The sequence below is a fragment of the Paraburkholderia dipogonis genome (genome assembly GCF_046027395.1).
In the GTDB taxonomy this organism is placed as follows: Bacteria; Pseudomonadota; Gammaproteobacteria; order Burkholderiales; family Burkholderiaceae; genus Paraburkholderia; species Paraburkholderia dipogonis_A.
In genome coordinates this window covers 84,319-109,716 of sequence record NZ_JAQQEG010000027.1, presented here as the reverse complement: position 1 = coordinate 109,716, position 25,398 = coordinate 84,319, and the positions used below count along the sequence as shown (strand labels likewise).

The 25,398-nt window shown below is 63.6% G+C and carries 21 protein-coding genes and 3 tRNA genes; 15 read left to right on the top strand and 9 right to left on the bottom strand.

Going from position 1 to position 25,398, the window contains the following annotated elements; translation table 11 throughout:
- Positions 1 to 14 precede the first annotated feature (14 nt).
- Together acpS and nagZ are read left to right on the top strand one after the other, a co-directional pair.
- Positions 15 to 437, top strand: coding sequence for a holo-ACP synthase (gene acpS, locus PQR32_RS26490; RefSeq protein ID WP_408233826.1), 423 nt, complete (start codon positions 15 to 17; stop codon positions 435 to 437).
- A 70-nt stretch (positions 438 to 507) separates the two neighbouring features.
- Positions 508 to 1,536 (top strand): beta-N-acetylhexosaminidase, encoded by a 1,029-nt coding sequence (nagZ, locus tag PQR32_RS26485; RefSeq protein ID WP_408233786.1) that lies wholly within the window; start codon positions 508 to 510, stop codon positions 1,534 to 1,536.
- 85 nt (positions 1,537 to 1,621) lie between these two features.
- Here nagZ and PQR32_RS26480 read toward each other — a convergent pair whose 3' ends face one another.
- From PQR32_RS26480 to earP, 4 genes are all read right to left on the bottom strand, one after another.
- Entirely contained in the window at positions 1,622 to 3,004 is a 1,383-nt protein-coding gene (locus tag PQR32_RS26480) for a sigma-54-dependent transcriptional regulator (protein ID WP_408233784.1), read from the bottom strand.
- A 323-nt stretch (positions 3,005 to 3,327) separates the two neighbouring features.
- Entirely contained in the window at positions 3,328 to 3,534 is a 207-nt protein-coding gene (locus PQR32_RS26475; RefSeq protein WP_168665164.1) for a CsbD family protein, read from the bottom strand.
- 282 nt (positions 3,535 to 3,816) lie between these two features.
- Entirely contained in the window at positions 3,817 to 4,374 is a 558-nt protein-coding gene (gene efp, locus PQR32_RS26470; RefSeq protein ID WP_201644888.1) for an elongation factor P, read from the bottom strand.
- A gap of 409 nt (positions 4,375 to 4,783) precedes the next feature.
- Entirely contained in the window at positions 4,784 to 5,977 is a 1,194-nt protein-coding gene (earP, locus tag PQR32_RS26465) for an elongation factor P maturation arginine rhamnosyltransferase EarP (protein WP_408233779.1), read from the bottom strand.
- A 268-nt stretch (positions 5,978 to 6,245) separates the two neighbouring features.
- Between earP and uvrC the strand changes: the two genes are divergently transcribed.
- The 8 genes from uvrC to PQR32_RS26425 all read left to right on the top strand — a co-directional run bounded on the left by uvrC (position 6,246) and on the right by PQR32_RS26425 (position 12,718).
- Complete coding sequence (gene uvrC / locus PQR32_RS26460) at positions 6,246 to 8,444, top strand: excinuclease ABC subunit UvrC (RefSeq protein WP_408233776.1); 2,199 nt, start codon at positions 6,246 to 6,248, stop codon at positions 8,442 to 8,444.
- 155 nt (positions 8,445 to 8,599) lie between these two features.
- Positions 8,600 to 9,193 carry a CDP-diacylglycerol--glycerol-3-phosphate 3-phosphatidyltransferase gene (gene pgsA, locus PQR32_RS26455; RefSeq protein ID WP_408233773.1) on the top strand — a complete coding sequence of 198 codons (594 nt, stop codon included), beginning with the start codon at positions 8,600 to 8,602 and terminating at the stop codon, positions 9,191 to 9,193.
- A 216-nt stretch (positions 9,194 to 9,409) separates the two neighbouring features.
- Positions 9,410 to 9,485, top strand: a tRNA-Gly gene (locus tag PQR32_RS26450).
- 63 nt (positions 9,486 to 9,548) lie between these two features.
- A tRNA-Gly gene (locus PQR32_RS26445) sits at positions 9,549 to 9,624 on the top strand.
- Positions 9,625 to 9,729: 105 nt separating this feature from the next.
- Positions 9,730 to 9,803 (top strand) — tRNA-Cys (locus PQR32_RS26440).
- 407 nt (positions 9,804 to 10,210) lie between these two features.
- Positions 10,211 to 10,969 carry a TraB/GumN family protein gene (locus tag PQR32_RS26435; RefSeq protein WP_408233770.1) on the top strand — a complete coding sequence of 253 codons (759 nt, stop codon included), beginning with the start codon at positions 10,211 to 10,213 and terminating at the stop codon, positions 10,967 to 10,969.
- A gap of 180 nt (positions 10,970 to 11,149) precedes the next feature.
- Complete coding sequence (locus PQR32_RS26430) at positions 11,150 to 12,130, top strand: sensor domain-containing diguanylate cyclase (RefSeq protein WP_408233767.1); 981 nt, start codon at positions 11,150 to 11,152, stop codon at positions 12,128 to 12,130.
- Positions 12,131 to 12,223: 93 nt separating this feature from the next.
- Positions 12,224 to 12,718 carry a GNAT family N-acetyltransferase gene (locus PQR32_RS26425; protein WP_408233764.1) on the top strand — a complete coding sequence of 165 codons (495 nt, stop codon included), beginning with the start codon at positions 12,224 to 12,226 and terminating at the stop codon, positions 12,716 to 12,718.
- 60 nt (positions 12,719 to 12,778) lie between these two features.
- On the opposite strand, the gene PQR32_RS26420 is transcribed toward PQR32_RS26425, so the two are convergent.
- The 3 genes from PQR32_RS26420 to PQR32_RS26410 are packed head-to-tail and all read right to left on the bottom strand — an operon-like array spanning position 12,779 to position 14,730.
- Positions 12,779 to 13,663: a cytochrome c oxidase assembly protein gene (locus tag PQR32_RS26420; protein WP_408233761.1), complete on the bottom strand. Its 885-nt coding sequence runs from the start codon at positions 13,661 to 13,663 to the stop codon at positions 12,779 to 12,781.
- Between the two features lie 17 nt (positions 13,664 to 13,680).
- Positions 13,681 to 14,142, bottom strand: a complete 462-nt coding sequence (locus PQR32_RS26415; RefSeq protein WP_408233758.1) for a copper chaperone PCu(A)C — start codon at positions 14,140 to 14,142, stop codon at positions 13,681 to 13,683.
- A gap of 18 nt (positions 14,143 to 14,160) precedes the next feature.
- Positions 14,161 to 14,730: an SCO family protein gene (locus tag PQR32_RS26410; RefSeq protein WP_408233755.1), complete on the bottom strand. Its 570-nt coding sequence runs from the start codon at positions 14,728 to 14,730 to the stop codon at positions 14,161 to 14,163.
- A 452-nt stretch (positions 14,731 to 15,182) separates the two neighbouring features.
- Between PQR32_RS26410 and otsB the strand changes: the two genes are divergently transcribed.
- Positions 15,183 to 15,932: a trehalose-phosphatase gene (otsB, locus tag PQR32_RS26405; protein ID WP_408233752.1), complete on the top strand. Its 750-nt coding sequence runs from the start codon at positions 15,183 to 15,185 to the stop codon at positions 15,930 to 15,932.
- A 55-nt stretch (positions 15,933 to 15,987) separates the two neighbouring features.
- Positions 15,988 to 17,448 (top strand): alpha,alpha-trehalose-phosphate synthase (UDP-forming), encoded by a 1,461-nt coding sequence (gene otsA, locus PQR32_RS26400; protein WP_408233749.1) that lies wholly within the window; start codon positions 15,988 to 15,990, stop codon positions 17,446 to 17,448.
- A gap of 101 nt (positions 17,449 to 17,549) precedes the next feature.
- Here otsA and PQR32_RS26395 read toward each other — a convergent pair whose 3' ends face one another.
- Entirely contained in the window at positions 17,550 to 19,385 is a 1,836-nt protein-coding gene (locus tag PQR32_RS26395) for an ABC transporter ATP-binding protein (protein ID WP_408233746.1), read from the bottom strand.
- A 688-nt stretch (positions 19,386 to 20,073) separates the two neighbouring features.
- On the opposite strand from PQR32_RS26395, the gene PQR32_RS26390 reads away from it, so the two are divergent.
- The 3 genes from PQR32_RS26390 to PQR32_RS26380 all read left to right on the top strand — a co-directional run bounded on the left by PQR32_RS26390 (position 20,074) and on the right by PQR32_RS26380 (position 22,849).
- Complete coding sequence (locus PQR32_RS26390) at positions 20,074 to 21,138, top strand: glycosyltransferase family 4 protein (RefSeq protein WP_408233743.1); 1,065 nt, start codon at positions 20,074 to 20,076, stop codon at positions 21,136 to 21,138.
- A gap of 239 nt (positions 21,139 to 21,377) precedes the next feature.
- A complete protein-coding gene (locus PQR32_RS26385) occupies positions 21,378 to 22,232 on the top strand; it encodes a hypothetical protein (RefSeq protein WP_408233740.1) in 855 nt (284 codons plus the stop codon).
- A 152-nt stretch (positions 22,233 to 22,384) separates the two neighbouring features.
- Positions 22,385 to 22,849 (top strand): DUF2214 family protein, encoded by a 465-nt coding sequence (locus PQR32_RS26380; protein ID WP_408233737.1) that lies wholly within the window; start codon positions 22,385 to 22,387, stop codon positions 22,847 to 22,849.
- Between the two features lie 253 nt (positions 22,850 to 23,102).
- Here PQR32_RS26380 and PQR32_RS26375 read toward each other — a convergent pair whose 3' ends face one another.
- Positions 23,103 to 24,983: an ABC transporter ATP-binding protein gene (locus PQR32_RS26375; protein ID WP_408233734.1), complete on the bottom strand. Its 1,881-nt coding sequence runs from the start codon at positions 24,981 to 24,983 to the stop codon at positions 23,103 to 23,105.
- Between the last annotated feature and the right edge of the window lie 415 nt (positions 24,984 to 25,398).

Sequence of the window (25,398 nt, the reverse complement as noted above, 5' to 3'; positions counted from 1 at the left end):
CAGCGGGCCCGCGCATGGCGATCTACGGCATCGGTACGGACATCGTTCAGGTCAGCCGCGTGGCCGCGGTCATGACGCGCACCAGCGGCCGCTTCGCCGAGAAGGTGCTCGGTCCCGACGAACTGCGCGTCTATCACGCGCGTCACGCGCGTTCGGCGGCGCGCGGTCTCGCGTTTCTCGCCACACGGTTCTCGGCGAAAGAAGCGTTTTCGAAAGCGATCGGCCTCGGCATGCACTGGCCGATGACCTGGCGCGCGCTGCAAACGCTCAACAAGCCGAGCGGCGAGCCCATGGTGGTCGCGTCCGGTGAGCTGGCCGAATGGCTCGACGCGCGCGGCATCACGGCGCGCGTCACGATCAGCGACGAGCGCGATTACGCGGTGTCGTTCGTGATTGCCGAAACTGCGCAAGCGGGTACGCCCGACGTCGCCGAATAAAAAATACCTTGAACGCGGCGCATGCCGGCCGCGTCTCTTCTTGCTTCAGGCTTCTTTCCAGCGGAAATCGATGAAAACCACTCCCGGACCGGTGATGCTCGACGTGGTCGGCAAAACGCTGAACGACGACGACAAGCGCCGCCTTGCCCATCCGATGACCGGCGGCGTGATCCTGTTCGCGCGCCACTACGAGAGCCGCGCGCAACTGATCGCACTGACCGATTCGATCCGCGCAATTCGCGAGGATCTGCTGATCGCCGTCGACCACGAAGGCGGGCGCGTGCAGCGCTTCCGCACCGACGGCTTCACCGTGCTGCCGGCGATGGGCAAGCTCGGTACGTTGTGGGACAGCGATGTACTGCACGCCACCAAGGTGACGACGGCCGTCGGCTATATCCTCGCGGCGGAGCTGCGCGCGTGCGGCATCGACATGAGCTTTACGCCGGTGCTCGATCTGAACTACGGACAATCGCAGGTGATCGGCGACCGCTCGTTCCACCGCGATCCGCGCGTGGTGACCTTGCTTGCCAAGAGCCTGAACCACGGACTCGCGCTGGCCGGCATGAGCAATTGCGGCAAGCATTTCCCGGGTCATGGTTTCGCGCACGCGGATTCGCATGTCGCCATGCCGGTCGACGACCGTTCGCTCGACGAAATTCTGCGCGATGACGTGGCGCCGTACGACTGGCTCGGTTTGTCGTTGGGGTCGGTGATTCCCGCGCATGTGATCTATCCGCAGGTCGATTCGAAGCCGGCGGGTTTTTCGCGGGTCTGGCTGCAGGAGATTCTGCGCGACAAGCTGCGTTTCGAAGGCGCGATTTTCAGCGACGATCTGTCGATGGAAGCCGCGCGCCAGGGCGGCACGCTGACCGAAGGCGCCACCGCCGCGCTGCAAGCCGGCTGCGACATGGTGCTGATCTGCAATCAGCCGGATGAGGCGGAGACGGTGCTGGATGCGCTGCGCGTCACGCCGTCGAAGGAATCGCAGCGGCGGCTCAAGCGCATGCGGCCGCGCGGCAAAGCCTTGAAGTGGAGCAAGCTGGTTGCCGATCCGCAGTATCTGCAAGCGCAGGCGCTGCTGCGTAGCGCGTTTGCATAAGCCGCCGAACAGGCGGCAAGCAAGTAAGAAAAACGGCGCCTTCAATGTGAAGGCGCCGTTTTTTCGACCTGGGCAAGCAGCAGCCTTAATTCAACCGCATACGCTGCAGCTTGTTGTACAAAGTCTTCGGACTGATGCCCAGCAGTGACGCCGCCCGATGACGCGTACCGCCGACCGCATCGAGCGTAGCGCGAATCAGCATTTCCTCGACGTCCGCGAGCGGCGTGCCCACGGTCACTTGCACGCGGCTGCCGTTCAGGTCGCGGCCGTTCGCCGAGGCCGCCTCATCGGCACGCAGCGATTCCAGCACGTCGCCGGACGCGTGATACGCGCGCCGCACGCGGTCCCGCAACTCGCGCACATTGCCCGGCCATTCATAAGCGAGACATTCGCGCAGGAAGTTTGGCGCGACCTGCCTGGCGGTCTCCGCCGTGCCGCGCGTCAACCCTTCGTGATTCAACTCGTCGACCACCGCCTGGGCGATCAGCGCCGGATCTTCGCCGCGCTCGCGCAGCGGCGGTAGCGTGACGGCGGCCGCTTCGAGGCGCAGCGCCAGATCTTCGTGCAGGCTGCCGTCGGCCACCGCGGCGCGCGGCACCTTGCGTGTCGAGGCGATCAGCCGGAAGTCCGTCACCACCTGATTCGTGCCGCCGACCCGCATGAAGGTCTGCGAATCGAGCGCGCGCAGCAGCGCTTCCTGCTGGGCGCGCGGCAACTCGGCGATTTCTTCGATGAACAGCGTGCCGCCGCTTGCCTGCTCGAACAGGCCCGGTTCGCGCTGCTCGGCGCCGTTGAACGCACCGCGTTCGTGACCGAACAGCAGGCTGTCGAGCGAGCGTTGCGCGGCCGCGCTGTTCGCGCTCCGGCAGTCGAGCGCGATGAACGGACCTTTACGGCGCCGGCTCATATCGTGCATCGTGCGCGCCGCGATCTGCTTGCCGGTGCCGGTTTCGCCGGAAATCAGCACGGCCGCTTCAGTCGGCGCGATGTGCTCGATCGTGTCGTAGACGTGCTGGATCGCGCCGCTGCGGCCGAGCATCGAGCCGAAACGGCCGAGTTGACGCAGCGACGCGCGCAGCGTCTGCACTTCTTCGGTCAGTTCGTACGGTCGCGGGATGCGCGCGAGCAGGCTGCGCAAACGCGGAATGTTGACCGGCTTGAGCAGGTAGTCCCAGATGCCGTGCCGCAAACCTTCGATCGCGCTTTCCACCGTCGCATTGCCGGTCATCACGATCACGGGCAACGCGCCGCCGGGCGGGTGCGCGGGCAGATGTTGCAGCAGGTCGAGTCCGCTGCCGTCCGGCAGGTTCAGGTCGACCAGCACGACGTCGGGAATGAAGCGTGTCAGGGCGGCCCGGGCCTCCGCGATCGTGGTCGCCGTGTCGACGGAGAAGCCGTCGGCGGCGAGGATGGCGGACAGGCCTGACAGGCTATTGGGATCGTCTTCAACAATCAGGGCGTGTGGCATGGCGAGCGCAATTTTTAGATGGATGGAATACCCGACGCGCTGCGCCGATAAGTTGGCGCGCGGCACGGGCGCGATGCTGGCCGGTACTGTCGGTCGAATTCGGAGTCGAATCCAGCGCCGCGCGCGCAACCTTGGCTTGCGCGCCGCGTGAGCGGCCGCGGCTGACGTAGGCAGGTCGTCGGGCGCGCACACCAGGGGCCGCACCGGGCAGAAAGGCGGCGATTCGACTCAAGTCGTTCAGGTCCTTTGCGTTATTTATTTGGGAGCCCGTCCTGACGTTTCGTAAGCGTGGACGGGCGCCTGTATTTCCTTCACTCGGGCTGTCAGAAATCCCGGTTGCTGTCGAAGAAACGGCGTACTTCGAGTTCCGCTTCTTCGCGCGTTTTGCCGTAACGTTCCTGGATCAGGCCGGCGAGCTTGTCAGCGCGGCCTTCGGCCTTGGTCAACTCGTCGTCCGTCAGTTCACCCCATGCCGTCTTGGCCTTGCCAACCATCTGCTTCCACTTGCCTTCAGCGATGTCGTTATTCATGTCGCATCTCCGGAGTTGAAGAAAATAAAGCCGTACTGGCCTGTACCCAGACGGAAGCATGGACTGTGCCACAATAATTTATTTAAACTTATCAATGCTTTGTTGACCGGCATGCGGGAAATTTGAGATCGCGGTATGGCAATTTCGAGAAGCACGCCGGTAAAGTTTTCCTCAACCATACACGGCGGCGCAAAAAAGAAAAAGCGCCCAAATTGGGCGCTTTTTTTGCCATTTTTTTCGCAGCGCCCGGGTTGGGGCGCCGGATTCAGGCGAACAGGGCGCTTAAGCGCGGCTGCGGTACTCGTGCGTACGCGTGTCGATTTCGATCTTGTCACCGATGCTGCAGAAGAGCGGCACTTGCAGTTCGAAGCCGGTGTTCAGCTTGGCGTTCTTCAGCACCTTGCCCGACGACGTGTCGCCCTTGACAGCCGGTTCCGTGTAGATGATCTCGCGGACCAGCGTGGTCGGCAGTTCGACCGAGATGGCTTTCTCGTTGTAGAACACGACTTCGCAAGCCATGCCGTCTTCGAGGTAATGGAGGGCGTCGCCCATCATTTCGCCTTCGACTTCGAACTGGTTGTAGTCGGCGTCCATGAACACGTACATCGGGTCAGCGAAGTACGAGTACGTGACTTCCTTGCGCTCCAGCACGACGACGTCGAATTTGTCGTCTGCCTTGTACACGCTTTCCATGCCTGCGCCGGTCAGCAGGTTCTTGAACTTCATCTTGACGACGGCGGAGTTGCGGCCCGATTTGTTGTATTCGGCCTTTTGCACAACCATTGCGTCTGCGCCGATCATCACGACGTTACCGGTGCGGAGTTCCTGTGCGGTCTTCATAAAACTGTCCTGTACGAAATAAGTAGCTTCAACTTGTGCTCAACGGCATACGGCGCAAGCGGCTTCGGCGCTTCGCTCACCGCGCGCCGCGCCGCCGAAGCGGCTCGGCGGGTCGCGAGCGAGTCAAGCGTGGCCGGCTTGCCGCGGGGAGCGGCGGGAGCGCCGCAATCTCGCGGCTTCTACCGTTCCCAGCAGTCCGTTACCTGCTTTTTACCCTGTGCGGGCGTGTACACGAGTGGCGCCGATCCGCAACATACGTCCCTTTTTCTGACATTTCCACCATCAAGCTTTGACTTGGGAAATGCCTCGCGTCTTTCGATGCCGGGGTTGGCGGGCCGCTCAAGCGAGTTGGTCGGATTCCGCCGCTGCGATCGGGCCGCGCTTGCGTCGTCGGCCGTTGGATAACCGCTTATTTTAACTGACTTTTTGCGAACAAGGCCAGATTTCCGGCGAGGTCGCCTACCTGAGTGAGTTCGCCGGCCCATTCGGCTGCGCGTTGCTTCAACGCCGGGTAGTGACGCTGAAATTCCGTCCAGTCCGGCCGGCCCACGCCGTTCCAGGCGTGCCAGAAGCGCGCGAGGGCGTCGCGTGCGTCGGCGGGCAGGGTGCGCGCGTAGTGCGCGAGCGCGGCCTCGAGCTTCGGCAGATGGGCGTCGTCCGCTTGCGGGTAGATGTGCCAGACGAACGGTTTGGCGGCCCATTGGGCGCGCACGAACGAATCCTCGCCGCGCACGAAATTGATGTCGCTCGCCCATAGCAGCGCGTCGTAGCCGGGTTGGTCGGTAAAGGCGAGCGCGTGCGCGCTGAGGTTGCCGCGCGCCGTGTGCGAGCCGGCGGCGAACGCGGGCAGGTCGAAAAAACGCGCGACCGCGCCCGAAATGCGGCCTTCGGGCACCAGCAGGACGACCGGGTCCGCGCTGTCGCGCCATTGTTCGAGCAGGCTGTCGACGGCGGGGTTTTCGTAGGCGAACAGCGAGACGACGGTGGCCGTGGCGGGCGGCGGCGCGTGGCCGGTGGTTTGCCGCCACCATGCTGCGCGCGTGGCGGGTGACGCTTCGAAAGCCGCGCGCGCGCCGTCGAGATGCCGTTCTTTCAGCACGCCGCCGGTGCCGGGACCGAGTCCAGGAAAAAAGAACGTCTTGGTCAGCGGATAGCGCGGATGAGGCGAGGGTCGCAGATGAAAATCCGCGACCCAATCCTCGGCGCTCAGATATTCGAGGTTGAACCACACCGGCGTGCGCTCGCGCGCCGCCATCGCGGCGACGTAGATGGGTGGCAGTTCGCAGCCGAACGCCTCGATCACGACGTCGGCGACTTCGAGCGTATCGCCCGCATGGGCCGGCTCATGCCAATGTTCGACGACGATTCCGCCGACCGTCTGGCGAGCGTGCTCCAGCGTCAGCGACGGGCACAGCTTCTGGAACGCATGCAGATCGTCGACGAACACGCGCACCTGCCAGCCGTGTTCGCTCGCGAGTTGGCGCGCGAGCCGCCAGCACACGCCGATATCGCCGAAATTGTCGATCACCGCGCAGAAGATATCGCAGGCGATCGCCGTAGGCGCGTCAGCGGCTTGCTCGGAATGGGGCGTAGCGGAAGACATGATGGCCTGGGTCGCGGATTCGAACGGATGGAAGGAGTGGGGCAGTGCGAGTGGTGCCTTGGCGCAGCGCTGCGTTGCGCGCCGATCCACTGCTGCCGATGCGTCACCCGATTCAAGGCAACAGCGTTCGGACGCACGCGGAATGTTCTAAACTGGCGATTCTAAAGCACTCGTTCACGATTGCGCGCGCGCGGCGTACTCCAGTTCGCCTCGGCGCGCGGCACGCGGGGCAAGGCCTCGCGACACCGTCCCACCCAACCGATTCTGCATGACCGAACCCGAAGCAACCGACGCTTTCGAGCCGAAAAAAGTGCTCGCCCAACTGCCGCATCTGCCCGGCGTCTATCGCTATTACGATACGCACGGCGCGGTGCTCTACGTGGGCAAGGCGCGCGATCTGAAGAAGCGCGTCTCGAGCTACTTCACCAAGACGCTGCTGTCGCCGCGCATCGCGATGATGGTGACGCGCATTGCGCGCATCGAGACGACCGTCACGCGCTCCGAGGCCGAAGCGCTGCTGCTCGAAAACAATCTGATCAAGGCGCTCACGCCGCGCTACAACATTCTGTTTCGCGACGACAAGTCGTATCCCTACCTGAAGCTGACCGGCCACAAGTTTCCGCGCATGGCGTATTACCGTGGCGCGGTGGATCGCAAGAATCAGTACTTCGGTCCGTTTCCGAGTGCGTGGGCGGTGCGCGAGAGCATCCAGATCCTGCAGCGCGTGTTCCAGTTGCGCACCTGCGAAGACTCCGTGTTCAACAACCGCACGCGGCCTTGTCTGCTGCATCAGATCGGCCGCTGCACGGCGCCGTGCGTCGCGGCGATCAATGAAGAGGACTACGCGCGCGACGTCGCCAACGCGTCGCGCTTTCTGCTCGGCCGCCAAGGCGAGGTGATGAAGGAGCTCGAGCAGAAGATGCACGCGTTCGCGGGCGAGCTGAAGTTCGAGCAGGCCGCGGCGGTGCGTAACCAGATGAGTTCGCTGTCGACGGTGCTGCATCAGCAGGCGATCGAAGTCGGCAGCGACAGCGACGTCGATATTCTCGCGGTGGTCGCACTGGGCGGCCGCGTGTGCGTGAATCTGGCGATGGTGCGCGGCGGACGCCATCTCGGCGACAAAGCCTATTTCCCGGCGCATGTGGAAAGCGCGTTGACGGCGGAAGAGGGCGGACTGGAAGAAGACAGCGAGGCATTGGCCGATGTCGCGCTCGCGTCCGGCCCGCTCGCGCAAGACAACGTACAAGACAACGTCATTGACGGTGAAGCGGCGGCGTTGACCGATACCGCCGACGCTCTCGCGATCGCGCAAGAGATGCCATTGGAAGACGACGAGGACGCATCAGAAGAAGACGATGACGCACCCGAAGATGCCGGTTCCGCACCCGCGAAACCACGGAAGGGCCGTGCTGCAACCGGCGGGATCGAAGCCGAAGTCCTCGAAGCATTCATCGCTCAGCATTACCTGGGCAATCGCGTGCCGCCGGTGCTGGTGGTCAGCCACGCACCCGCCAACCGCGAACTGGTCGACGTGCTGATCGAGCAGGCCGGCCACAAGGTCACCGTGCTGCGCCAGCCGCAAGGCCAACGGCGCGCGTGGCTCGCGATGGCCGAGCAGAATGCGCGGCTCGCGCTCGCGCGCCTGCTCTCGGAGCAGGGCTCGCAGCAAGCCCGCACGCGCGCGCTCACCGACACGCTCGGCATGGAGTGCGACGATCTCGCGCATCTGCGCATCGAGTGCTTCGACATCAGCCACACGATGGGCGAGGCGACCCAGGCGTCGTGCGTGGTGTATCACCATCACAAGATGCAGTCGTCGGAATACCGCCGCTACAACATCACCGGCATTACGCCCGGCGACGATTACGCCGCAATGCGCCAGGTGCTCACGCGCCGCTACGAGAAGATGGTCGAGCAAGCCGCCGCGAATGCCGCTGACGAAGCCGCCGAGTTGCAAAGCGACGCCGCCGCCGATCCGTCGCTGACGCCGGACGCCGCGGAGCCGGTCGCGGCCGGCGGCATCCTGCCGACCATCGTGCTGATCGACGGCGGCAAGGGCCAGGTCGAAATCGCGCGTCAGGTGTTCACGGAACTGGGTCTCGATACCGGCATGCTGGTCGGTGTCGCGAAGGGCGAGGGGCGCAAGGTCGGCCTCGAAACCCTGATTTTCGCCGACGGCCGCGCGGCGCTCGAACTCGGCAAGGAAAGCGCCGCACTCATGCTGGTCGCGCAGATCCGCGACGAAGCGCACCGCTTCGCCATCACCGGCATGCGCGCGAAGCGCGGCAAGACGCGCCAGACCTCGCGGCTCGAAGAACTCGAAGGCGTGGGCGCGAAGCGGCGTCAACGGCTGCTCGCGCGCTTTGGCGGACTGCGCGGCGTGGTCGCGGCCAGTGTCGAGGATCTGGCGAGTGTCGAAGGCATTTCGCAGGCGCTCGCGGAGCAGATTTACCGGCAATTGCACTGATTGCGGCAGCTTCGGCCGTCCACTCGACTATCTTCGAGCGGCGCCGCCGCGGCGCGCGCGGCAAGCCCGCTGCGCCGCTTTGCCGCCGCTTTGCTTGTGGCAGGCCTTATGACACGGCACAATTGCATCTCCCTTGCCAGACGCTGCGCCTGCCCATGCCGTTTAATTTCCCGATTTTCCTGACCTGGCTGCGGATCGTCCTGATCCCGCTCGTCGTCGGCGTGTTCTATTTGCCCGACATGATGATGAGCCCGGCGCACCGCAATCTGGCGGCCGCGACGATCTTCATTCTGGCGGCGCTGACCGACTGGTTCGACGGCTATCTGGCGCGCAAGTGGAATCAGACCTCCGCATTCGGCGCGTTCCTCGATCCGGTCGCCGACAAGCTGATGGTGACCGCCGCGTTGCTCGTGCTCGTGCAACTCGCGCGAATCGATTCGGCGATCGCGCTCGTGATCGTGGGGCGTGAGATCGCGATCTCGGCGCTGCGCGAATGGATGGCGCAGATCGGCGCGTCGAAGAGCGTCGCGGTGAATTCACTCGGCAAGTTCAAGACCGTTTGCCAGATGGTGGCGATTCCCATGCTGCTGTTTTACGGCCCGCTGTCGTTCGGTGGTGGCGTGGTGGTCGATACGCGCGTGTGGGGCCTGTGGCTGATCTATCTGGCCGCCTTCCTGACGATCTGGTCGATGCTCTATTACATGAAGCTCGCATGGCCGCAGATTCGCGAACGGGGCGGCGTGGCCTGAGTTTTCGTCGTGGCGGAGGGCGCCGGTGCATGTCCGAACTTCGCTGCGGCATGAGTGAAATCTGTTCGGTAAAAGAGATTCGCAAAAGGGGTTGACACGTTTCAGTCGTTTCTCCATAATCTCGTTTCTCCGATACACGCAGTTCGAAACATCGGTGGCAGTAAGAGAGCAGATGCAGTAACAAGGCAGCAGATAGCACGGCAAAAGCAGCACAATGCGGGAGTAGCTCAGTTGGTAGAGCGCAACCTTGCCAAGGTTGAGGTCGCGAGTTCGAGCCTCGTCTCCCGCTCCAAATTTTTGAAGCAGCGCGTTGTTTGGCGAAGTAAAAAAGCAAGGCGTTGTGAAGCGGTTCAATGCGGGAGTAGCTCAGTTGGTAGAGCGCAACCTTGCCAAGGTTGAGGTCGCGAGTTCGAGCCTCGTCTCCCGCTCCATACATAAGGGGAAGCAACGCTTCCCTTTTTGTTTGGTGGCCCGGTCCTTCCGGTTGTCCGCTAAACAAAATCTGCGAATCTGTTGCTAGGTTCCAGTCCGCTTGCGGCGCGATAGCAAAGCGGTTATGCAGCGGCCTGCAAAGCCGTTTAGGCCGGTTCGACTCCGGCTCGCGCCTCCAGTAGTTGATGTAAAGAAAAGCCCCGACTTGTCGGGGCTTTTCTTTTTTGTGCGCCGGTTTCTTCGGCTAGGCTGATAGGGATGCTGGCGCGGCAGGGGTTCTCATTGCGAGTCGAAGTGCTGGCGGGAATATTCCAGGCGATCAAGTTCGAAGCGGAAGGCGACTGGGTAGCTCGTCCAAGAAAAGCGCCGAATAAGCCCCTCGCATGCGAATATTCAGCCGCAGATTTTTTCCGCACAATAGAGCCCCATCCATCGTTGCGGCTTTATCTTTTATAGATCTAACTGTTCGTCGCGTTCACGGTGCGTACGGCCTGGCGAGGGGCTGTGAACCGGCGCGCGGCGCTGCGCGCGATCGATTGAACGGCGCCCCTGCTTTGCGTCATTGCCTGTCCACACCGAGGCTGCATGTACTTACAACTCACCGGCACCCACGTTCGCCTGCTCGGCTCGATGCATCTCTTTCCGGCGACGAGCCGCAGAACGCCGCCGTGGATCGCCGAAGCGTATGACTGGGCCGAAGCGCTCGTCTTCGAGTCCGATCCGCCGACGATCCTGCCGTTTCTGAAGGCCGACCAACAGGGCGGCGCGGAGCAACTGCAGCCCTTGCTATCCGCCGACGCGTGGCGGCAACTTCACGCGGCGTGGCCCGCTGAAGGGCCGCTTGCGCCGCTCGCCGATCTGCGGCCGTGGGCCGCGCTGATCGTCGCGCCGACGCTGTTCCAGCAGGTCGTCGAAGGTGTCGAGCCGCGCATGCTGCGCTCGGCGATCACGCAGGCCAAGCCCTATCGGTATCTCGAGAGCGCGCAAGAGGTGGCGGCGGCGCTCGAATCCATTCCGCTCGATGCTGTCGGCGCGGCGCTCGGCTTGCTGATGGCCGATCTCGACGAACCGCAGTGCACGCTCGAGCGCATGCACGCGGCCTGGCTGGATGGCGATCTGCTCGCCGTGCACCAGATCGCCATCGAGTCGCCGATGTTCAATCTGCCGGGCATCCGGCATGCGATTCTCGACGCGCGCAATCGCGCATGGGCGGCGCGGCTGACTGAGTTCCTCACGCGGCCGGAGCGCACGTTGGTGGTCGTCGGCGCGCTGCATCTGTGCGGCCCCGGCAACCTGATCGACTGTCTCGCGCGGCCCGTCGAACCGGTCTTTGTTAACCCATAGCAAAGCCATCGTCGTGCGAGCGTGTCAGCGCGATGCAACCTGCATGGGCTCGAATGCGGATCCGGCGCGCACGAAATCGGAGGGAACTCTCGCGTCGTGGTTTTGCCCCAACGTAAAGCACGTCGCTATACACTACCCGCCTACCACTTCGGCCACGCCGGTCGCCTTAGGGAATACAACATGCATGTCCCACCGACGCCCAGTAACGAAAGCGCCCGTCTCGACAGCCTGCGTGCGCTGCATATTCTCGATACGTTGCCGGAAGAGCGCTTTGATCGTCTGACCCGGCTCGCCAGGCGACTCTTCAGTGTGCCCATCGCGCTCGTGAGTCTGGTCGATGCGGACCGTCAATGGTTCAAGTCGTGCGTCGGCCTGACGGCGAGCGAGACCTCGCGCGACGTGTCGTTCTGCGCGCACGCGATTCTTGGCGACGAAATCCTGATGGTGCCCGACACGCTCGCGGACGAGCGGTTTCACGACAATCCGCTCGTCACCGATAACCCGAATATCCGCTTCTACGCCGGCTGTCCGCTGACGGTGCCCAACGGCAGCAAGCTCGGCACGCTGTGTCTGATCGATACCAAGCCGCGTGGCCTCGACGAAGAAGAGCGCGAATTGCTGCGCGATCTGGCGCGCATGGCCGAGCAGGAGTTGGCGGCAGTGCAGTTGGCCACGCTCGACGATCTGACGCTTCTGTCGAACCGGCGCGGTTTCGAGGCGCTCGCGCAACATGCGCTGAACGTTTGCAAGCGGATGCACAAACCGGCGTCACTGCTGTTCTTCGACCTGAACGATTTCAAGCAGATCAACGACACGCTTGGCCACGCCGAAGGCGATCGCGCGCTGAAGACCTTCGCCGACGTCTTGCGCACCGCGCTGCGCGAAAGCGATGTGATCGGGCGGCTCGGCGGCGACGAGTTCGTCGTGCTTCTCACTGATTCGGACAGCGGCGCCACGCAGGAAGTAACGCAGCGTCTCACGCACTTGCTGGACGCGCGCAATGCCGAAGCGCGGCGTGGCTATGACATCCGCTACAGCGTCGGGCAGATTCAATACGATTCTGCCCGGCACGAATCGATTGCCGAGCTGCTGGCGGCCGCTGACGCCGCGATGTACAGCCACAAACAGGCGTCGAAGGCGCGCGCCGCGCATCGCAACTGAGCGCGGCGCGGCGGCGAAAAAAAGCCGTCGCGCGCGGCATAATCACGCATCGCCGCTTTCCGTGCGGTGCGACTCTTTCTTTAGAACGTTGTCATGACTGAACCGCAGCAAACCGCCGCCACGCGGCTGGCGCAACTCGATTGGCGCTGGAAATCCTTCGACGACCTCACGGGCTTCGAGGTCTACACGATGCTGGGCGCACGCAGCACGGTGTTCGTCATCGAGCAGAACTGCTTGTACGGCGATATCGATGGGCTCGATATGGATGCGTGGCATCTGCTGGTCTATGGCCCCGATGAAAAACGGCCAGCGCTCGCGGGTTATCTACGCGTGCTGCTTCCCGACGCGGACGACACTGATATCCGCATCGGCCGTGTGCTCACCACTGCCGAATTCCGCGGCATCGGTCTGGGTAACGCGATGCTCGATCGGTCGCTGACGCATATTCGCGCGCAGTGGCCTGGCACGCCGATTCGGTTGCATGCGCAGGCGCATCTGCAAGGTTTCTATGGTGCGTTCGGCTTCGCGCCGGTTTCGCAAATTCACGAAGAAGACGGCATTCCGCATGTGTGGATGCGGTCGGCCTGAAGCGGCTACAGCAAGCTGAGCCCGGCGCGGGCGCGCCGGGTTGTCAATCGAATCGTAGAATCAGTGCTGGCCGCGCGCCGGCGCCGAAGCAGTGGGTGCTAGAGTCTGCGAGGCTTTCGCACGCCGTTCGCCACGCAGGCGTCCGCGCGCGGACAGCCGCATCCAGTGACGCAAGGCGAGCAGTGCGCCAATCACGCTCATCATCGAACCCGGAATCCACAGCAACAGCCCGCCGATCTGCTGATCGCGCATCGGGCTCAACCACGTAAATGCGCGGCCGCAGATCGAGTAGATCGGATACAGCTCGCGCGGCGTGAAGAAGATGAACGCGCCGAGAATGATCTGCGGCGGAATCGCGGCGATCACCACCAGCACGCGCTTGCCCGGCGACAGACGCGCCGGCGGCGCGGGACGCGGATCGAGCACGAGCCACCAGAACAGCAGGCCGTCGATCACCATGCTCCAGTTCATCACGCGATAAAGCCGCCAGTCGAGCATCGCCATGAAATGAATCGGCGACATCAGCCAGAAGTAGATCAGCCCGACGAACAGCGTCACTGCGACCACGGGATGCATCACCACGTCGAGCAGCTTGCGCACCACCTGCGTTTCCAGCGCGGGCCGCACGAAGCGCTGCCGCCAGCCGAACGGAATACCCGCGCGTAATGCCGCGCCCGGATACGACAGCGCGATAAAAAACGGCCCAAGGTGATGCAGCACCAGATGCTGCGCGCGATGCATGAAGAACTCATGCTCGAAGAAATAATCGAGCCGCGTATGCAACGCGACATACAAGGCCACCAGCCCGAACCAGAAAGAAATACGCCGCGCGACCGTCACCTTCGCTTTACGCGCGCCGCGTACGAACAGGATCGCGGGCACCAGCAGCGCGATCACGACCGTCGGCGAAAACTCCCAGGGATCGAGCCAGTAGAGCAGGTTCATCGCGGCACGTTACCTGGTTACTTGGTTTGCGCCGGCGACTTGACGGCGAACGGCGCGTCGAGCGTTTCGCCGTCGGAGAACTTGAGCGTGAGATGCACGGTGTCGCCCGGCGCGACCTTGTGCTTCGCGTCTTCGAGCATCACGTGATAGCCGCCGGGCGCGATGGCGACCTGGCCGTGCGCGGGCACCGTCAGCTTGTCGACCATCACCATCTTCTGCGACGAACCGTTCGACACGGTCTGATGCAGCATCGCGTCGCCGTAGTCGTTGCTGGAGATATCGACGAGGTCGACCGGTTTGTCGCTCGCGTTGACGAGCGTCACATAGCCGGCGGCGGGCAGATTGTTGGGCAGCCAGCGGACCCACGCGTCCTTCACGCTGATCGCATTGGCGCCCGCCGCTTGCGCGGTCGATGCGACACCGAACGAAAGGGCGAGGGCACAACTCAGTGCAGCGAACGTTTTGATCTTGATCGACATGAATGAACTCGGGAAAGGTCAGGAACGGTCATCGATGATGCGGCGCAGGTCTTGCGCGATCGCATCGGGCGTGTCGTGATCGGTGGCCAGCAGGCGCGCGTGGCCCTGGCTGTCGAACACGTAGACGGCGGAACTATGGGTGACTTCATAGTTGCCGCTGGGGTCGCGTTTTTCCATCTGATAGGCGACGCGATAACGCTTGGCGAGCGACTCGATCTGCCAGTCGGTGCCGGTCAGCCCTTCGGCGTGTTTCGCGTCGAAGGCGCCGACGTAATCGTGCAAGGCCTGCGCCGTGTCGCGTGCGGGATCGACGGTGATGAACAGGATGCGCACCTTCTGCGCGTCGGGGCCGAGCTTGCCGAGCACCTGCATCAACCGGCCCATCGTTTCAGGGCAGACGTCCGGGCAATGCGTGTAGCCGAAATAAACGAGCGAGGTGCGGCCCTTGAACGAATCGCCGGTGACGGGGCGGCCATCGTCGCCGGTCAGCGTGAAATCGAGATCCGGCAGGTGGCCGGTCACATTGGTCAACTGCCAGGTTTCCGTGCGATGTGTACAGCCGGCCAACGCCGTCAGCGCGCCCAGCATCACCGTCGCCGCAAACAGGCGCGCGGACCACGGCCTGCGTGACAGTGCGAGGTGCGATTGCGGGTGCCGGGATGAGAAGATCGGGAACAAAGCAGGGTTCAGTGACTCGATTGAATTGCGGCGCCGCTCGATGCGCGTGCGGCGCGTGCGCGGTCATAGTGTGCAAATATGGTCGTAACGGCAATGATCCGCGTGGCTGCGACTTTAGCGCAAATTTCCCGGTGGCGTCGCGCAGCGCCCACGGGCGGGCGGTTTGCGAGGCAATTTGACGCAGGCGGCCGAAAGCTGGCTGAAGTCTGATTGTTCCCGTTTTGAACGCAATCGCCGGCGAGGCTCGCGCGCGGCGCCCGGCCGGGCTTGTTCCCCGCCTTACTTTCTCGAAAAATTGGTGGATGCGCGGTAAGATGCGCACACTTTTCCGGCCGCAGAAGGCTGAAAGGCAAAACTAACCGATGCAAGCACTTCCGGCTGTTCTGTCTCCGAGCGAGACGGCATTTTTCTTCGATTTCGACGGCACGCTCGTCGAACTCGCCCCCACGCCGGACGGCGTGCTGGTGCAACCTCGCGTGATCGACTTGCTGAGCGAGTTGCGCAGCCTGACGAACGGCGCGGTCGCGGTCGTGTCGGGCCGCGGAATCGACAGCATCGACAGTTTTCTCAACATGCCCGATCTGCCGATTGCCGGTCTGCACGGCGCCGAGCGGCGCGACGCGAACGGCGACACGCAGCGCATCGGCTTCCACGACGAGCGGCTGCTGCGTATGGAGCAGGTGCTCGCGCAGGTGGTCAACGAGAACCCAGGCATGCTGCTCGAGATCAAGGGCGCGGCCGTGGCGCTGCACTATCGGAATGCGCCGGATCGCGAGCCGGTGGCGCGTGTGGCGACCGAGCGGCTGGTGGCCGATTACGCCGGCTCGTACGTTCTGCAGCCCGGCAAGATGGTCTACGAAATCAAACCTAAAGATGTCGACAAGGGTCGCGCGCTGCGCGCGTTCCTCGACGAACCGCCGTTCGTCGGCCGCAAGCCGGTTTTTGCCGGCGATGATCTGACCGACGAGAAAGGCTTCGCCGTCGTCAACGAGCGCGGCGGCGTGTCGATCAAGGTCGGTCCGGGCGAGACGATGGCGCATACGCGCATTGACTCGGTGTCGGGACTGCTCGACTGGCTGGCATCGATCGTCGCGGCCGCACGCACAGCATGATCGCCGCGCCGCATCGCTCAAGCCAGACAACGCACCGTATCGGGAATCGCGCTTCATGAGTCGACTGATCATCGTATCGAACCGGGTTGCGCCGATCTCGGAGGGCGGCCCGGCGGCGGGTGGTCTGGCGGTCGGCGTGTACGACGCGCTGAAGGAAACCGGCGGCATGTGGTTCGGCTGGAGCGGCGACGTGCTCAGCTCGGGCCAGCCGCAGATCAAGGTCGAGGAGCGCGGCCCGGTGACCTTCGCGACCATCGCACTGATGCGCCGCGACTACGACCAGTACTATCGTGGCTTCTCGAACGCCACGCTGTGGCCCGCGTTCCATTATCGCGCCGACCTGCTGCAATACGACCGCCACGACTTTGAGGGCTACTGCCGCGTCAATGCGTGGCTCGCGCAACAACTCGTCCCGCTGCTGCGCGAAGACGACGTGATCTGGGTCCACGATTACCATCTGATTCCGTTCGCGCAAGCGCTGCGCGCGGCGGGCGTGAAGAATCGCATCGGCTTCTTCCTGCACATTCCGTTTCCGGCTTCGCAGGTGCTGCTGGCGGTGCCGCCGCATCGTGAACTGGTGGAAGCGCTGTGTTCGTTCGATCTGCTCGGCTTCCAGACGGCGCCGGATCTGCGCGCGTTCTGCGACTACATCGTCAATGAGGCGAACGGCACGGTCGACGCATCGGCACAAGGCCCGCTGACGATTCACGCGTTCGGCCGCACGCTGCGCGCGGCGGCGTATCCCATCGGCGTCTATCCGGACGAGATCGCCGAACTCGCGAAAGCGGGTGAGCGCGGCAAACCGGTGCGCACAATGAAAGCGACGCTGCATTCGCGCAAGCTGATCATGAGTGTGGACCGGCTCGATTATTCGAAGGGACTGGTCGAGCGCTTTCGCGCGTTCGAGCGGCTGCTCGAGCACGCGACCGCGCAACGCAACAAGGTGTCGTTCCTGCAAATCGCGCCGCCGACGCGCGCCGACATGCACGCGTATCAGGACATCCGCTTGCAACTTGAAGGGGAATCGGGGCGCATCAATGGGCGCTTCGCCGAACTGGACTGGACGCCGATTCTCTACATCCACAAGCAGTACGAGCGCTCGGTGCTGGCCGCGCTGTTCCGCACCGCGCACGTCGGCTATGTCACGCCGTTGCGCGATGGCATGAACCTCGTCGCCAAGGAGTATGTGTCGGCGCAGGATCCCGAGAATCCCGGCGTGCTTGTGCTGTCGCGTTTTGCCGGCGCCGCGCAGGAACTCGACGGCGCGCTGATCGTCAATCCGGTCGATATCGACGGCATGGCCGAGGCGCTCGCGCGGGCGCTCGACATGCCGCTCGCGGAGCGTCAGGCGCGTCATCGCGACATGATGGTGCAGTTGCGCGAGAACAATGTGTCGGTATGGCGCGATAACTTCATGCGCGATTTGCAGGGCGTCGCTGGTGCGAAGAGCACCCGAAGCGGGAAGGCGCGTGCCGTGCCGGGGAAAAAGGCGGCGCGCGAAACTCAGGCCGGGTAGGCTGCGTTCGCGGCTGCTTGCAGTGCGTGTAAAGGAAAAGCCGCTCGAGCGGCTTTTCTTTTTGCGGTCACGGCTCGCGGCTCGAAGTGTGCCGCGCAGCTTCAGACCACGTGCTGTTCGTCGACTTTCTTGCCGCCGATGTGCAGCGTGTGGCCCTTGCCATACTGCTTGGTGAGCAGATCGCGATACAGGCCCGGACGTTGGCGCAGCTCTTCCGGGCTGCCGTCGTCGATGACCTTGCCTGCGCTCATCACGATGATCCGGTCGAAGTTGTTCAGCGTGGACAGACGGTGCGCGATCGCGACCACCGTGCGGCCGACCATCAGCCGGTCGAGCGCCTTCTGGATCGCCTCTTCCGACGCGCTGTCGAGTGCCGAGGTGGCTTCGTCGAGCAGCAGGATCGGCGCGTTCTTCAGGATCGCGCGTGCAATTGCGATCCGCTGACGCTGGCCGCCCGACAGCTTCACGCCGCGATCGCCGACGATCGTGTCGTAGCCTTCCGGCATGGCCTCGATGAAGTCTGCGCAACGCGCCTCGCGCGCGGCCGCGAGCACTTCGTCACGGCTCGCCTCCGGGCGTCCATAGGCGATGTTCTCGTACACCGTACGGTGGAACAGCGAGATGTCCTGCGGCACCAGCGCGATCGCGTGACGCAGGCTGTCCTGCGTGATCGTGGCGATGTCCTGGCCGTCGATCCTGATCGCGCCGCCTTGCGTCTCGTAGAAACGCTGCAGCAGCGCCAGCACGGTGGATTTGCCCGCGCCCGACTTGCCGATCAGGCCGACACGCTGGCCGGGTTCGATATGCAGGTCGAAGTGATCGAGAATCGGGCGGCGGCGCGGGTAGGCGAACGTCACGCTTTCGAAATCGATGCGGCCGCCTTGCGGCACGAGTTCGGTCGCGCCGTCGCGATCCGGCATGCCGTGCGGCTCGAGCAGCGTGCGCACGGCCTCAGCGAGACGCGCCACGTGCTGCGTGACGTCGACGAGCGCCACGGCCAGATCGCGCGTGCCGTGCAGGATCGTGAAGCCGAGCGAGCTGACGAGCACGATGTCGCCCGAAGTTGCCTTGCCTTGATCCCACAGCCAGAGCGCCCAGCCCAGCAAGCCCGCCGACAGCAGCGCGGTAATCACCGCGTGCAGCAGACGCAGCTTCTCCAGATACAGCAGGCTCTGCTGGCGCGCATCCATCTCGGCTTTGACCGTTGCGCCGAACCGCTGCTGCTCGCGAAACGTCATGCCAAAGGCGCGCACGAGGCCCATGTTGCTGATCACGTCGACGAGCTCGCCGTCCACTGACGCCGCCTTGGTGGCGAAATGGTGATGGCGCGCCGAGCCGCGCCCAGCCAGCTTGTACAGCACGACCGACAGGATCGCCGAGCACAGCATCAGGCCGCAGGCCATCAGCGGATTCACTGCGATGATCATGACGATCGCGCCGAACACCGCGATGCACGGCGGCAGCACGTTCCACGCGGTGGTGTTCTCCGCCGTGTAGACCGCGTTCGAGGTTGCCGTGATCCGGCTGGCAAGCATGCCCGGCTGCTTCTCGGAGTAATACGTTGGCGAGTGCCCGCTCAGATACTGGAAAAGGTCGCGCCGCAGGTCGCCGGTCACGGCGACGAACGTATGCGCGGCGACCCAGCCGCCGACCCGCCACAGCAGGTTGTCGGCGGCGATCAGGCCAACCAGGATGGCGAACGCGCCCCACAGCGGGCCGGGGTGGTGCCGGCCTTCGCCGAGCACGTCGATCAGATGTTTAATCGCGTATTGCGAAGCGAGCGCACAGCCCACGGCCGCGAACACGCTGCACAGGACGATCGCATGCGCGAGCGGATGGCGGCGGATGAAGCGGAAAAGGAACGCAAGCGGCCGGTGCGCATAGCTCGCGAGCTTTGCGTTCTCGGCATTACGCTGGGCGATGGTTAAATGTTCCAATTGATCGTGAGGTTGGTGTGTTTCGGGTTGTGCATGCAAAGCGTGGGCCACATGGAAAGGTTCGCCGCGAAGCCGATGCTTCGCATTGTAAACATGCAAAAGCGATTGCGCCCTGTGTATCCGGGCCTTGGCGCGATGATTTCGCGATAGACGTCCGCGACCTACTGCTACTCGACCCGTCTATGGGGTCAGGGTTCACGCAGGTTGCGGACCATTTCAGGATATAATTACAAATTGCATTCAACCGCGATGCGGCATTTCTTCAACGCTTGCCGGCAAAGTTGACGCAGGAGCTTACGACGCCGCATTGGCGGTCCGTGCCGCAAGCCAGCTGCCACTGTAGAACTGTCTTATAAAACAAGGGTTTGCAAAGTGTTTCGCCTTTGTAACAACGTAAAGACTTTGAAATGTTGTGGTGCAGCGAGAATCCCGGCATTGATAATGCATGCTCTGTAGGCCCACCGAATTTTCTGACAGTTTGTCAACGTAGGTGTCATGTGTGCGTTTACCGGCACATGCGCAGACACTGACCACGGGTCTGGGCTCACTACCCAAGCGATCCATCGCAGGATTTCTCGAAAGAATCAGGCCCGCGCCGGCAAATCCGGCCAGACTGCCCTGGCGAGCAAGCGAGTCGCTTTTACCAAACGCAGTACCTTTGCCTGATTTTTTACGAGGAGTTTTTCATATGCGAATCGCTCAAATCGCTCCGTTGCACGAGGCGGTTCCTCCCAAGCTGTATGGCGGTACGGAACGCGTGGTGTCCTATCTGACCGAAGCTCTGGTCGAGCAGGGCCACGACGTCACGCTCTTTGCGAGCGGCGATTCGCAGACCTCGGCGAAACTCGAAGCTTTCTGGCCGCAGGCGCTGCGCCTCGACCCGACCATCCGCGACGTGATGGCGCCGCACATGCTGCTGCTCGAAGAAGTGCGCCGCCGCGCGGACGAATTCGACGTGCTGCATTTCCACATCGACTACTACCCGTTCTCGCTGTTCGCGCGCCAGCCGGTGCCGTTCCTGACCACGCTGCACGGCCGTCTCGATCTGCCGGAACTGCAGCCGATCTTCAATACGTTCAGTGACGTGCCGGTGGTGTCGATTTCGGACAACCAGCGCATTCCGCTGCAACAGGCGAACTGGCTGCAAACCGTCTATCACGGTCTGCCGGAAAACGTGCTCACGCCGATCCCCAACGTCGAGCCGGGCTACCTCGCTTTCCTCGGCCGCGTCTCGCCGGAGAAGGGCCTCGACCGCGCGATCCGCATCGCCGGCCAGGCAGGCATGAAGCTCAAGGTCGCCGCCAAGATCGACAAGGCCGACCGCGCCTATTACGAAGAAGTGATCAAGCCGCTGATGGCGCTCCCGCACGTCGAGTACATCGGCGAAATCGGCGAAGCCGAAAAGCGTGAGTTCCTCGGCAACGCGCATGCACTGGTGTTCCCGATCGACTGGCCAGAGCCCTTCGGTCTGGTCATGATCGAAGCGATGGCGTGCGGTACGCCGGCGATCGCGTTTAACCGCGGTTCGGTGCCGGAAGTGATCGAAAACGGCGTGTCGGGCTTCGTCGTCGAAGACGAAATCAGCGCGGTCGCCGCAGTCAAGCGTCTGCACACGCTGTCGCGCGCCGGTGTGCGCAAGGCGTTCGAATCGCGCTTCTCGTCGAAAGTCATGGCGAAGAACTACGTCGCCACCTACGAGGAACTGCTGCGTCAGAAGCACCGTACCGTGCTGCGCGAAGTCAACGCCAGCTAATGCGCGACAAGTAAAAAGTCGCATCGGCTCGAGGAGCGCTTTCAGGCGTTCCGTCGGCCGCCAGCAACGCCCCGTGCGGCACTCGCCCACGGGGCGTTGTTGCAAGCGCGCCGCGTTTTTCTTAATCGACGGACGAAAGTGCGCGTTTCAGCCGGTAAGAATGAGCCACTCTCCGTAATATCCCTATAATGGCCCTGCCGCAAATTTGGCTGCGGCGCCGCCGACGACAGGAGGATGCCTTGGCGAGAACGAAAGAGACGCGTGCGAACGCGGCGCCCGGCGCCGGAACGATTTTCGCGTTGCGCGCCATCGGTCTCGTGATCCTTGCTCGCTGGCTTTTTTCAATGGCGGACATGGATGCGGGCGCGTCGATGCTGGCCATGCTGTCCTCGCCCTGGGCGTGCATCAACCTCGTTTTCCTGTTCCTGCTGATCTTCCTGCCGGGCGCGCGCGCCGTCGCCGAGCGCCCGTTTCATCCGCTGCCGCAATGGCTGCGGCAAGCGTTGCGTCTGTTCGCTTTCCTCGGGTTCCTGTTTGCGGTCTGGTCGGTCGGCGCGTTTACCGCGAGCGCTGGCTGGCGGCGCGCCGCCAACGCGGTGGCAGCCTCCAACGGCTGGTTGTTGGCTGCGCCGGCGCTGTATGCGGCCGTGCTGTGGATCTGCCGGCCGCGCGCGCTGTGGCGTACCAATATCGCCGCGCGCCGTTTCGCGATTGGCCGCTATGCGGTCGCGCTGGATCCGGTCACGCGGACGGTGATCGTGTGGGCGGAGCGCCGTAAGGTGGGACAGTACGACGCGCGCGAATTGTCCGTACGCTGGGCGGCCGGGCAGGGCGTACGCACGACGCCGACACCCACACCCGCCGTGGCGTTCGGCGCGGTGGGCGAGCAGGGCGGGTCCGGCGCGTCGCTGGGGGTGGCCGCTGTGCCGCCGCTGGCGCGCGGCGCCTTTGGCCGCCGTCCGAAGATCGAGTTACTGTGGGATTCGCCGGCCGCCGCAGGTCACAACCGGCAAACTGTATTCCGCACCGCGCTGACGACCGAAGGCGATCGGGTCGCCGCCCGCGCGCTTGACACATCCTTGCAGCAGGTCTGAATCTGCCGATTTGTGCAGTCGGCCACACCCCCGTGGCCGAAGCAGGCGTTGTAGATTGAGCCGTAGTCGATAATGAAGTCATGGCGCCCGGCGCTTCAGCGCGGGCGAGTGAGACATACAACGATCGTATCGCGTCCTTTGCAGGAGTCGCTATGCTGGTTCGCTGGTTGCTTGCCGCCATCCATCTGCTTGCTTATGGCTTCGCGCTCGCGTCGATTCTGCGGCGCACGTGGGCGCTACGCCGCGCCACTGTTCCAGCCGCGCTGCGCTCCGTGTTCCGGGCGGACACAAGGTGGGGCATTTCGGCGCTGGTGCTGGTCGTCACCGGGTTGATGCGCGCTTTCGGCAGTTACGAAAAGGGCGCCGACTACTATCTCCACGAGCCGCTCTTTCACCTCAAGATGACGCTGCTCGTGATCATTCTGATTCTTGAAGTCCCGTCGATGCTCGCGCTGATGCGCTGGCGCGCCGCGGTAAGGAAGGGCGCTGTGCCGGATCTGCACAAGGCGCGCTCCTATGCGCGCTACAGCGTGATTCAGACGATATTGCTGGTGCTGATGGTGTTTGCGGCCACCGGCATGGCGCGCGGCGTGGGATTGCCGGCGGGGATGGTGTAACGGCGGTGCGAGCGCTTGCGTAGTCGGCGCGAGCAGAGCGACGCTTACGCGCTCGCACTTTCGCGTGCGAAAAAAAGTGCGGTAGATCGACAGTGGGAAGCGCCGCCGGCTACCGGCTCGGCAATTTCCAGATCACGCGGGTGTGCTTGACTAGCGCTCGCTCGCGCTCATAAAAAAACGGGCGGTGGAACGTCAACCGAAAGCGCGACCCTATCTGCGGTTTCCACTCGACGTCCCACACGCCCGGTTCAGTCTACTTCCCGACCAACAAGCTGGAATCGTCCATCCGGTTCACGCTCGGCCGCGCCGCGACCCGGCTCGTGATCTCCGGCTCGCCCAATCCCTTGATCAGTTCCAACGCCTGACGCTCGAACAACCGCCGGTACAGACCGTTCTCGAGTCTGATCAGCGCGTCGTGGCTGCCTTCCTCGATGACCTTGCCCTTATCCAGCACCAGCAGCCGGTCCAGCGCACGCACGGTGGAAAGACGGTGCGCCACCACCAGCGTGGTGCGGCCCATCATCAGCCGCTCCATGGCCTGCTGGATCAGCACTTCGCTTTCGCTGTCGAGACTCGACGTCGCTTCGTCCAGAATCAGGATCGGCGCGTCGGCGAGAAACGCCCGCGCGATGGCGACGCGCTGACGTTCGCCGCCCGAGAGCTTGACCCCGCGTTCACCGACAAGGGTGTCATAGCCGTTGGGCAGCGCCGCGATGAAGTCATGCGCACTCGCGAGCCTTGCGGCGCACTCGATCTCCGCACGGCTCGCGCCGGGCCGCGCATACGCGATGTTCTCGGCGAGCGAGCGGTGAAACAGCACCGGTTCCTGCTGAACGATCGCGATCTGGCTGCGCAACGAGGCCTGCCGGACCCGGGCGATGTCCTGACCGTCGATCGTGATCCGGCCTTCCGAAATGTCATAGAGCCGCTGGATCAGCTTGATGAACGTGGTCTTTCCCGAGCCCGAATGCCCGACCAATCCGACGCGCTCGCCCGGCGCGATGCGCACGGAGAAGTTATCGTAAAGCGGCTGGCCGTTCGTTTCGTAGTGGAAGGTGACGTGCTCGAAACGGATCTCGCCTTTGCCGATCGTGATCGGACCCGCGCCGGGGCGGTCTTCGATACCGAGCGGCTGGCGCTCGAGCGACACCAGTTCCTCCATGTCGTTGACGGAGCGTTGCAGGTTGCGGATGTGCATCCCCACGTCGCGCAGATAGCCTTGCAACATGAAGAACATGGTCAGCGCGAACGTGATGTCGCCGACGCCGGCCTCACCGCGCGCCCACAACAGCAGCGCTGCGCCGAGAATCGCGGCCTGGATCGCCACCAGCATACCGCCCTGGACGCCGCCGTTGATCGTGCCGCGCATCCACGTGCGGCGCGTGCGGTGCCGCCACTTGCCGATCACGCGCGACAGCAGCACTTCTTCGCGCTCTTCCGCGCCGAACGCCTTGACCACGCCGTTGCAACTGACCGCGTCGGCGAGCGCGCCGCCCATGCGCGTGTCCCACGCGTTCGCGAGACGCGCGGCCGGCGCGACAAAGCCGAGCGACATGGCCACGGTCACCGCGATATACAGCACCGAGCCGATACCGACGACCGCGCCCATCATCGGCCAGCGCCAGCCGAGGAGGACGGTCGCGCCGACCAGCATCACGAGCGACGGCAACAGCGCGATCAACAGCGTATCGTTGAGCAGGTCGAGCGCCCACATGCCGCGCGTGATCTTGCGCACCGTGGAGCCGGCGAAGCTGTTGGCGTGCCAGTCGGTCGAAAAGCGTTGCACACGATGAAACGCGTTCGCGGCGATCTCGCTCATCATCTTGAGCGTGAGCCGGATGATGTTGAAGTACACGCCTTGCCGAAGCAGCGTGGCGCCAAGGCCCAGCGCGCCCAGCACGCAGAAGGCGGTGACCGCTGCGTGCCAGGCGACGGCATTGCTCGCCGCGCCGGACGCGATGGCGTCGACGAGCCGTCCCGCGAACATCGGCGTGAGCACGTCTGCCAACGCCGAGAGCAGCACCAGTGCCGTAATGACGACAATGCGCCAGGGCTGCTGCGCCCAGTGATGGAAGGTAAAACCGAGGACGTCCTTGAAGGCTTGTCCGCGAAAGTCGAGTTTTTTTCTGGTCATTTGCCACGGCCCGGTGGCGCATGAGCGCACCGAGGTTCCAGTCAGAAGCGAAAGGATGAGACAGTCAAAACGCGCCGGAATACATCGGCGATTGAACTGCGGACTGTCTGGGAATTGCGCGGAACGCCTTTTCAGGCGATACCACGTGAACGGCGATTCGGCGACTTAATCGGATGGATTAAGATCGTGAAACCGCTCGCGAGACCATGCCGGGGACGGCGATACGCATGGCAAACATGTGGCGCCTCCCTATGGTCGAATGAGGTGAAAAAATGGACGGGGCGAATGCCCGAAAACCAACTATATCAGCAGTATCTGGCGTCCGCAAACGTACGAACATTCGGTGTTGACGACCGAACCCGTCGCTGAGCGCCCAAATCTACCTGGCATTCCGTACGGTTTTCACACGCCCAGG

Excerpts from the sequence above, each read along its gene's own strand:
- efp (WP_201644888.1), bottom strand. The coding sequence starts at position 4,374 with ATGAAGACCGCACAGGAACTCCGCACCGGTAACGTCGTGATGATCGGC.
- PQR32_RS26425 (WP_408233764.1), top strand. The coding sequence starts at position 12,224 with ATGACTGAACCGCAGCAAACCGCCGCCACGCGGCTGGCGCAACTCGAT.
- PQR32_RS26480 (WP_408233784.1), bottom strand. The coding sequence starts at position 3,004 with ATGCCACACGCCCTGATTGTTGAAGACGATCCCAATAGCCTGTCAGGC.
- acpS (WP_408233826.1), top strand. The coding sequence starts at position 15 with ATGGCGATCTACGGCATCGGTACGGACATCGTTCAGGTCAGCCGCGTG.
- PQR32_RS26390 (WP_408233743.1), top strand. The coding sequence starts at position 20,074 with ATGCGAATCGCTCAAATCGCTCCGTTGCACGAGGCGGTTCCTCCCAAG.
- uvrC (WP_408233776.1), top strand. The coding sequence starts at position 6,246 with ATGACCGAACCCGAAGCAACCGACGCTTTCGAGCCGAAAAAAGTGCTC.
- nagZ (WP_408233786.1), top strand. The coding sequence starts at position 508 with ATGAAAACCACTCCCGGACCGGTGATGCTCGACGTGGTCGGCAAAACG.
- PQR32_RS26375 (WP_408233734.1), bottom strand. The coding sequence starts at position 24,983 with ATGACCAGAAAAAAACTCGACTTTCGCGGACAAGCCTTCAAGGACGTC.
- PQR32_RS26430 (WP_408233767.1), top strand. The coding sequence starts at position 11,150 with ATGCATGTCCCACCGACGCCCAGTAACGAAAGCGCCCGTCTCGACAGC.
- PQR32_RS26415 (WP_408233758.1), bottom strand. The coding sequence starts at position 14,142 with ATGTCGATCAAGATCAAAACGTTCGCTGCACTGAGTTGTGCCCTCGCC.
- PQR32_RS26380 (WP_408233737.1), top strand. The coding sequence starts at position 22,385 with ATGCTGGTTCGCTGGTTGCTTGCCGCCATCCATCTGCTTGCTTATGGC.
- earP (WP_408233779.1), bottom strand. The coding sequence starts at position 5,977 with ATGTCTTCCGCTACGCCCCATTCCGAGCAAGCCGCTGACGCGCCTACG.
- pgsA (WP_408233773.1), top strand. The coding sequence starts at position 8,600 with ATGCCGTTTAATTTCCCGATTTTCCTGACCTGGCTGCGGATCGTCCTG.
- otsB (WP_408233752.1), top strand. The coding sequence starts at position 15,183 with ATGCAAGCACTTCCGGCTGTTCTGTCTCCGAGCGAGACGGCATTTTTC.
- otsA (WP_408233749.1), top strand. The coding sequence starts at position 15,988 with ATGAGTCGACTGATCATCGTATCGAACCGGGTTGCGCCGATCTCGGAG.
- PQR32_RS26475 (WP_168665164.1), bottom strand. The coding sequence starts at position 3,534 with ATGAATAACGACATCGCTGAAGGCAAGTGGAAGCAGATGGTTGGCAAG.
- PQR32_RS26435 (WP_408233770.1), top strand. The coding sequence starts at position 10,211 with ATGTACTTACAACTCACCGGCACCCACGTTCGCCTGCTCGGCTCGATG.
- PQR32_RS26410 (WP_408233755.1), bottom strand. The coding sequence starts at position 14,730 with ATGCTGGGCGCGCTGACGGCGTTGGCCGGCTGTACACATCGCACGGAA.
- PQR32_RS26420 (WP_408233761.1), bottom strand. The coding sequence starts at position 13,663 with ATGAACCTGCTCTACTGGCTCGATCCCTGGGAGTTTTCGCCGACGGTC.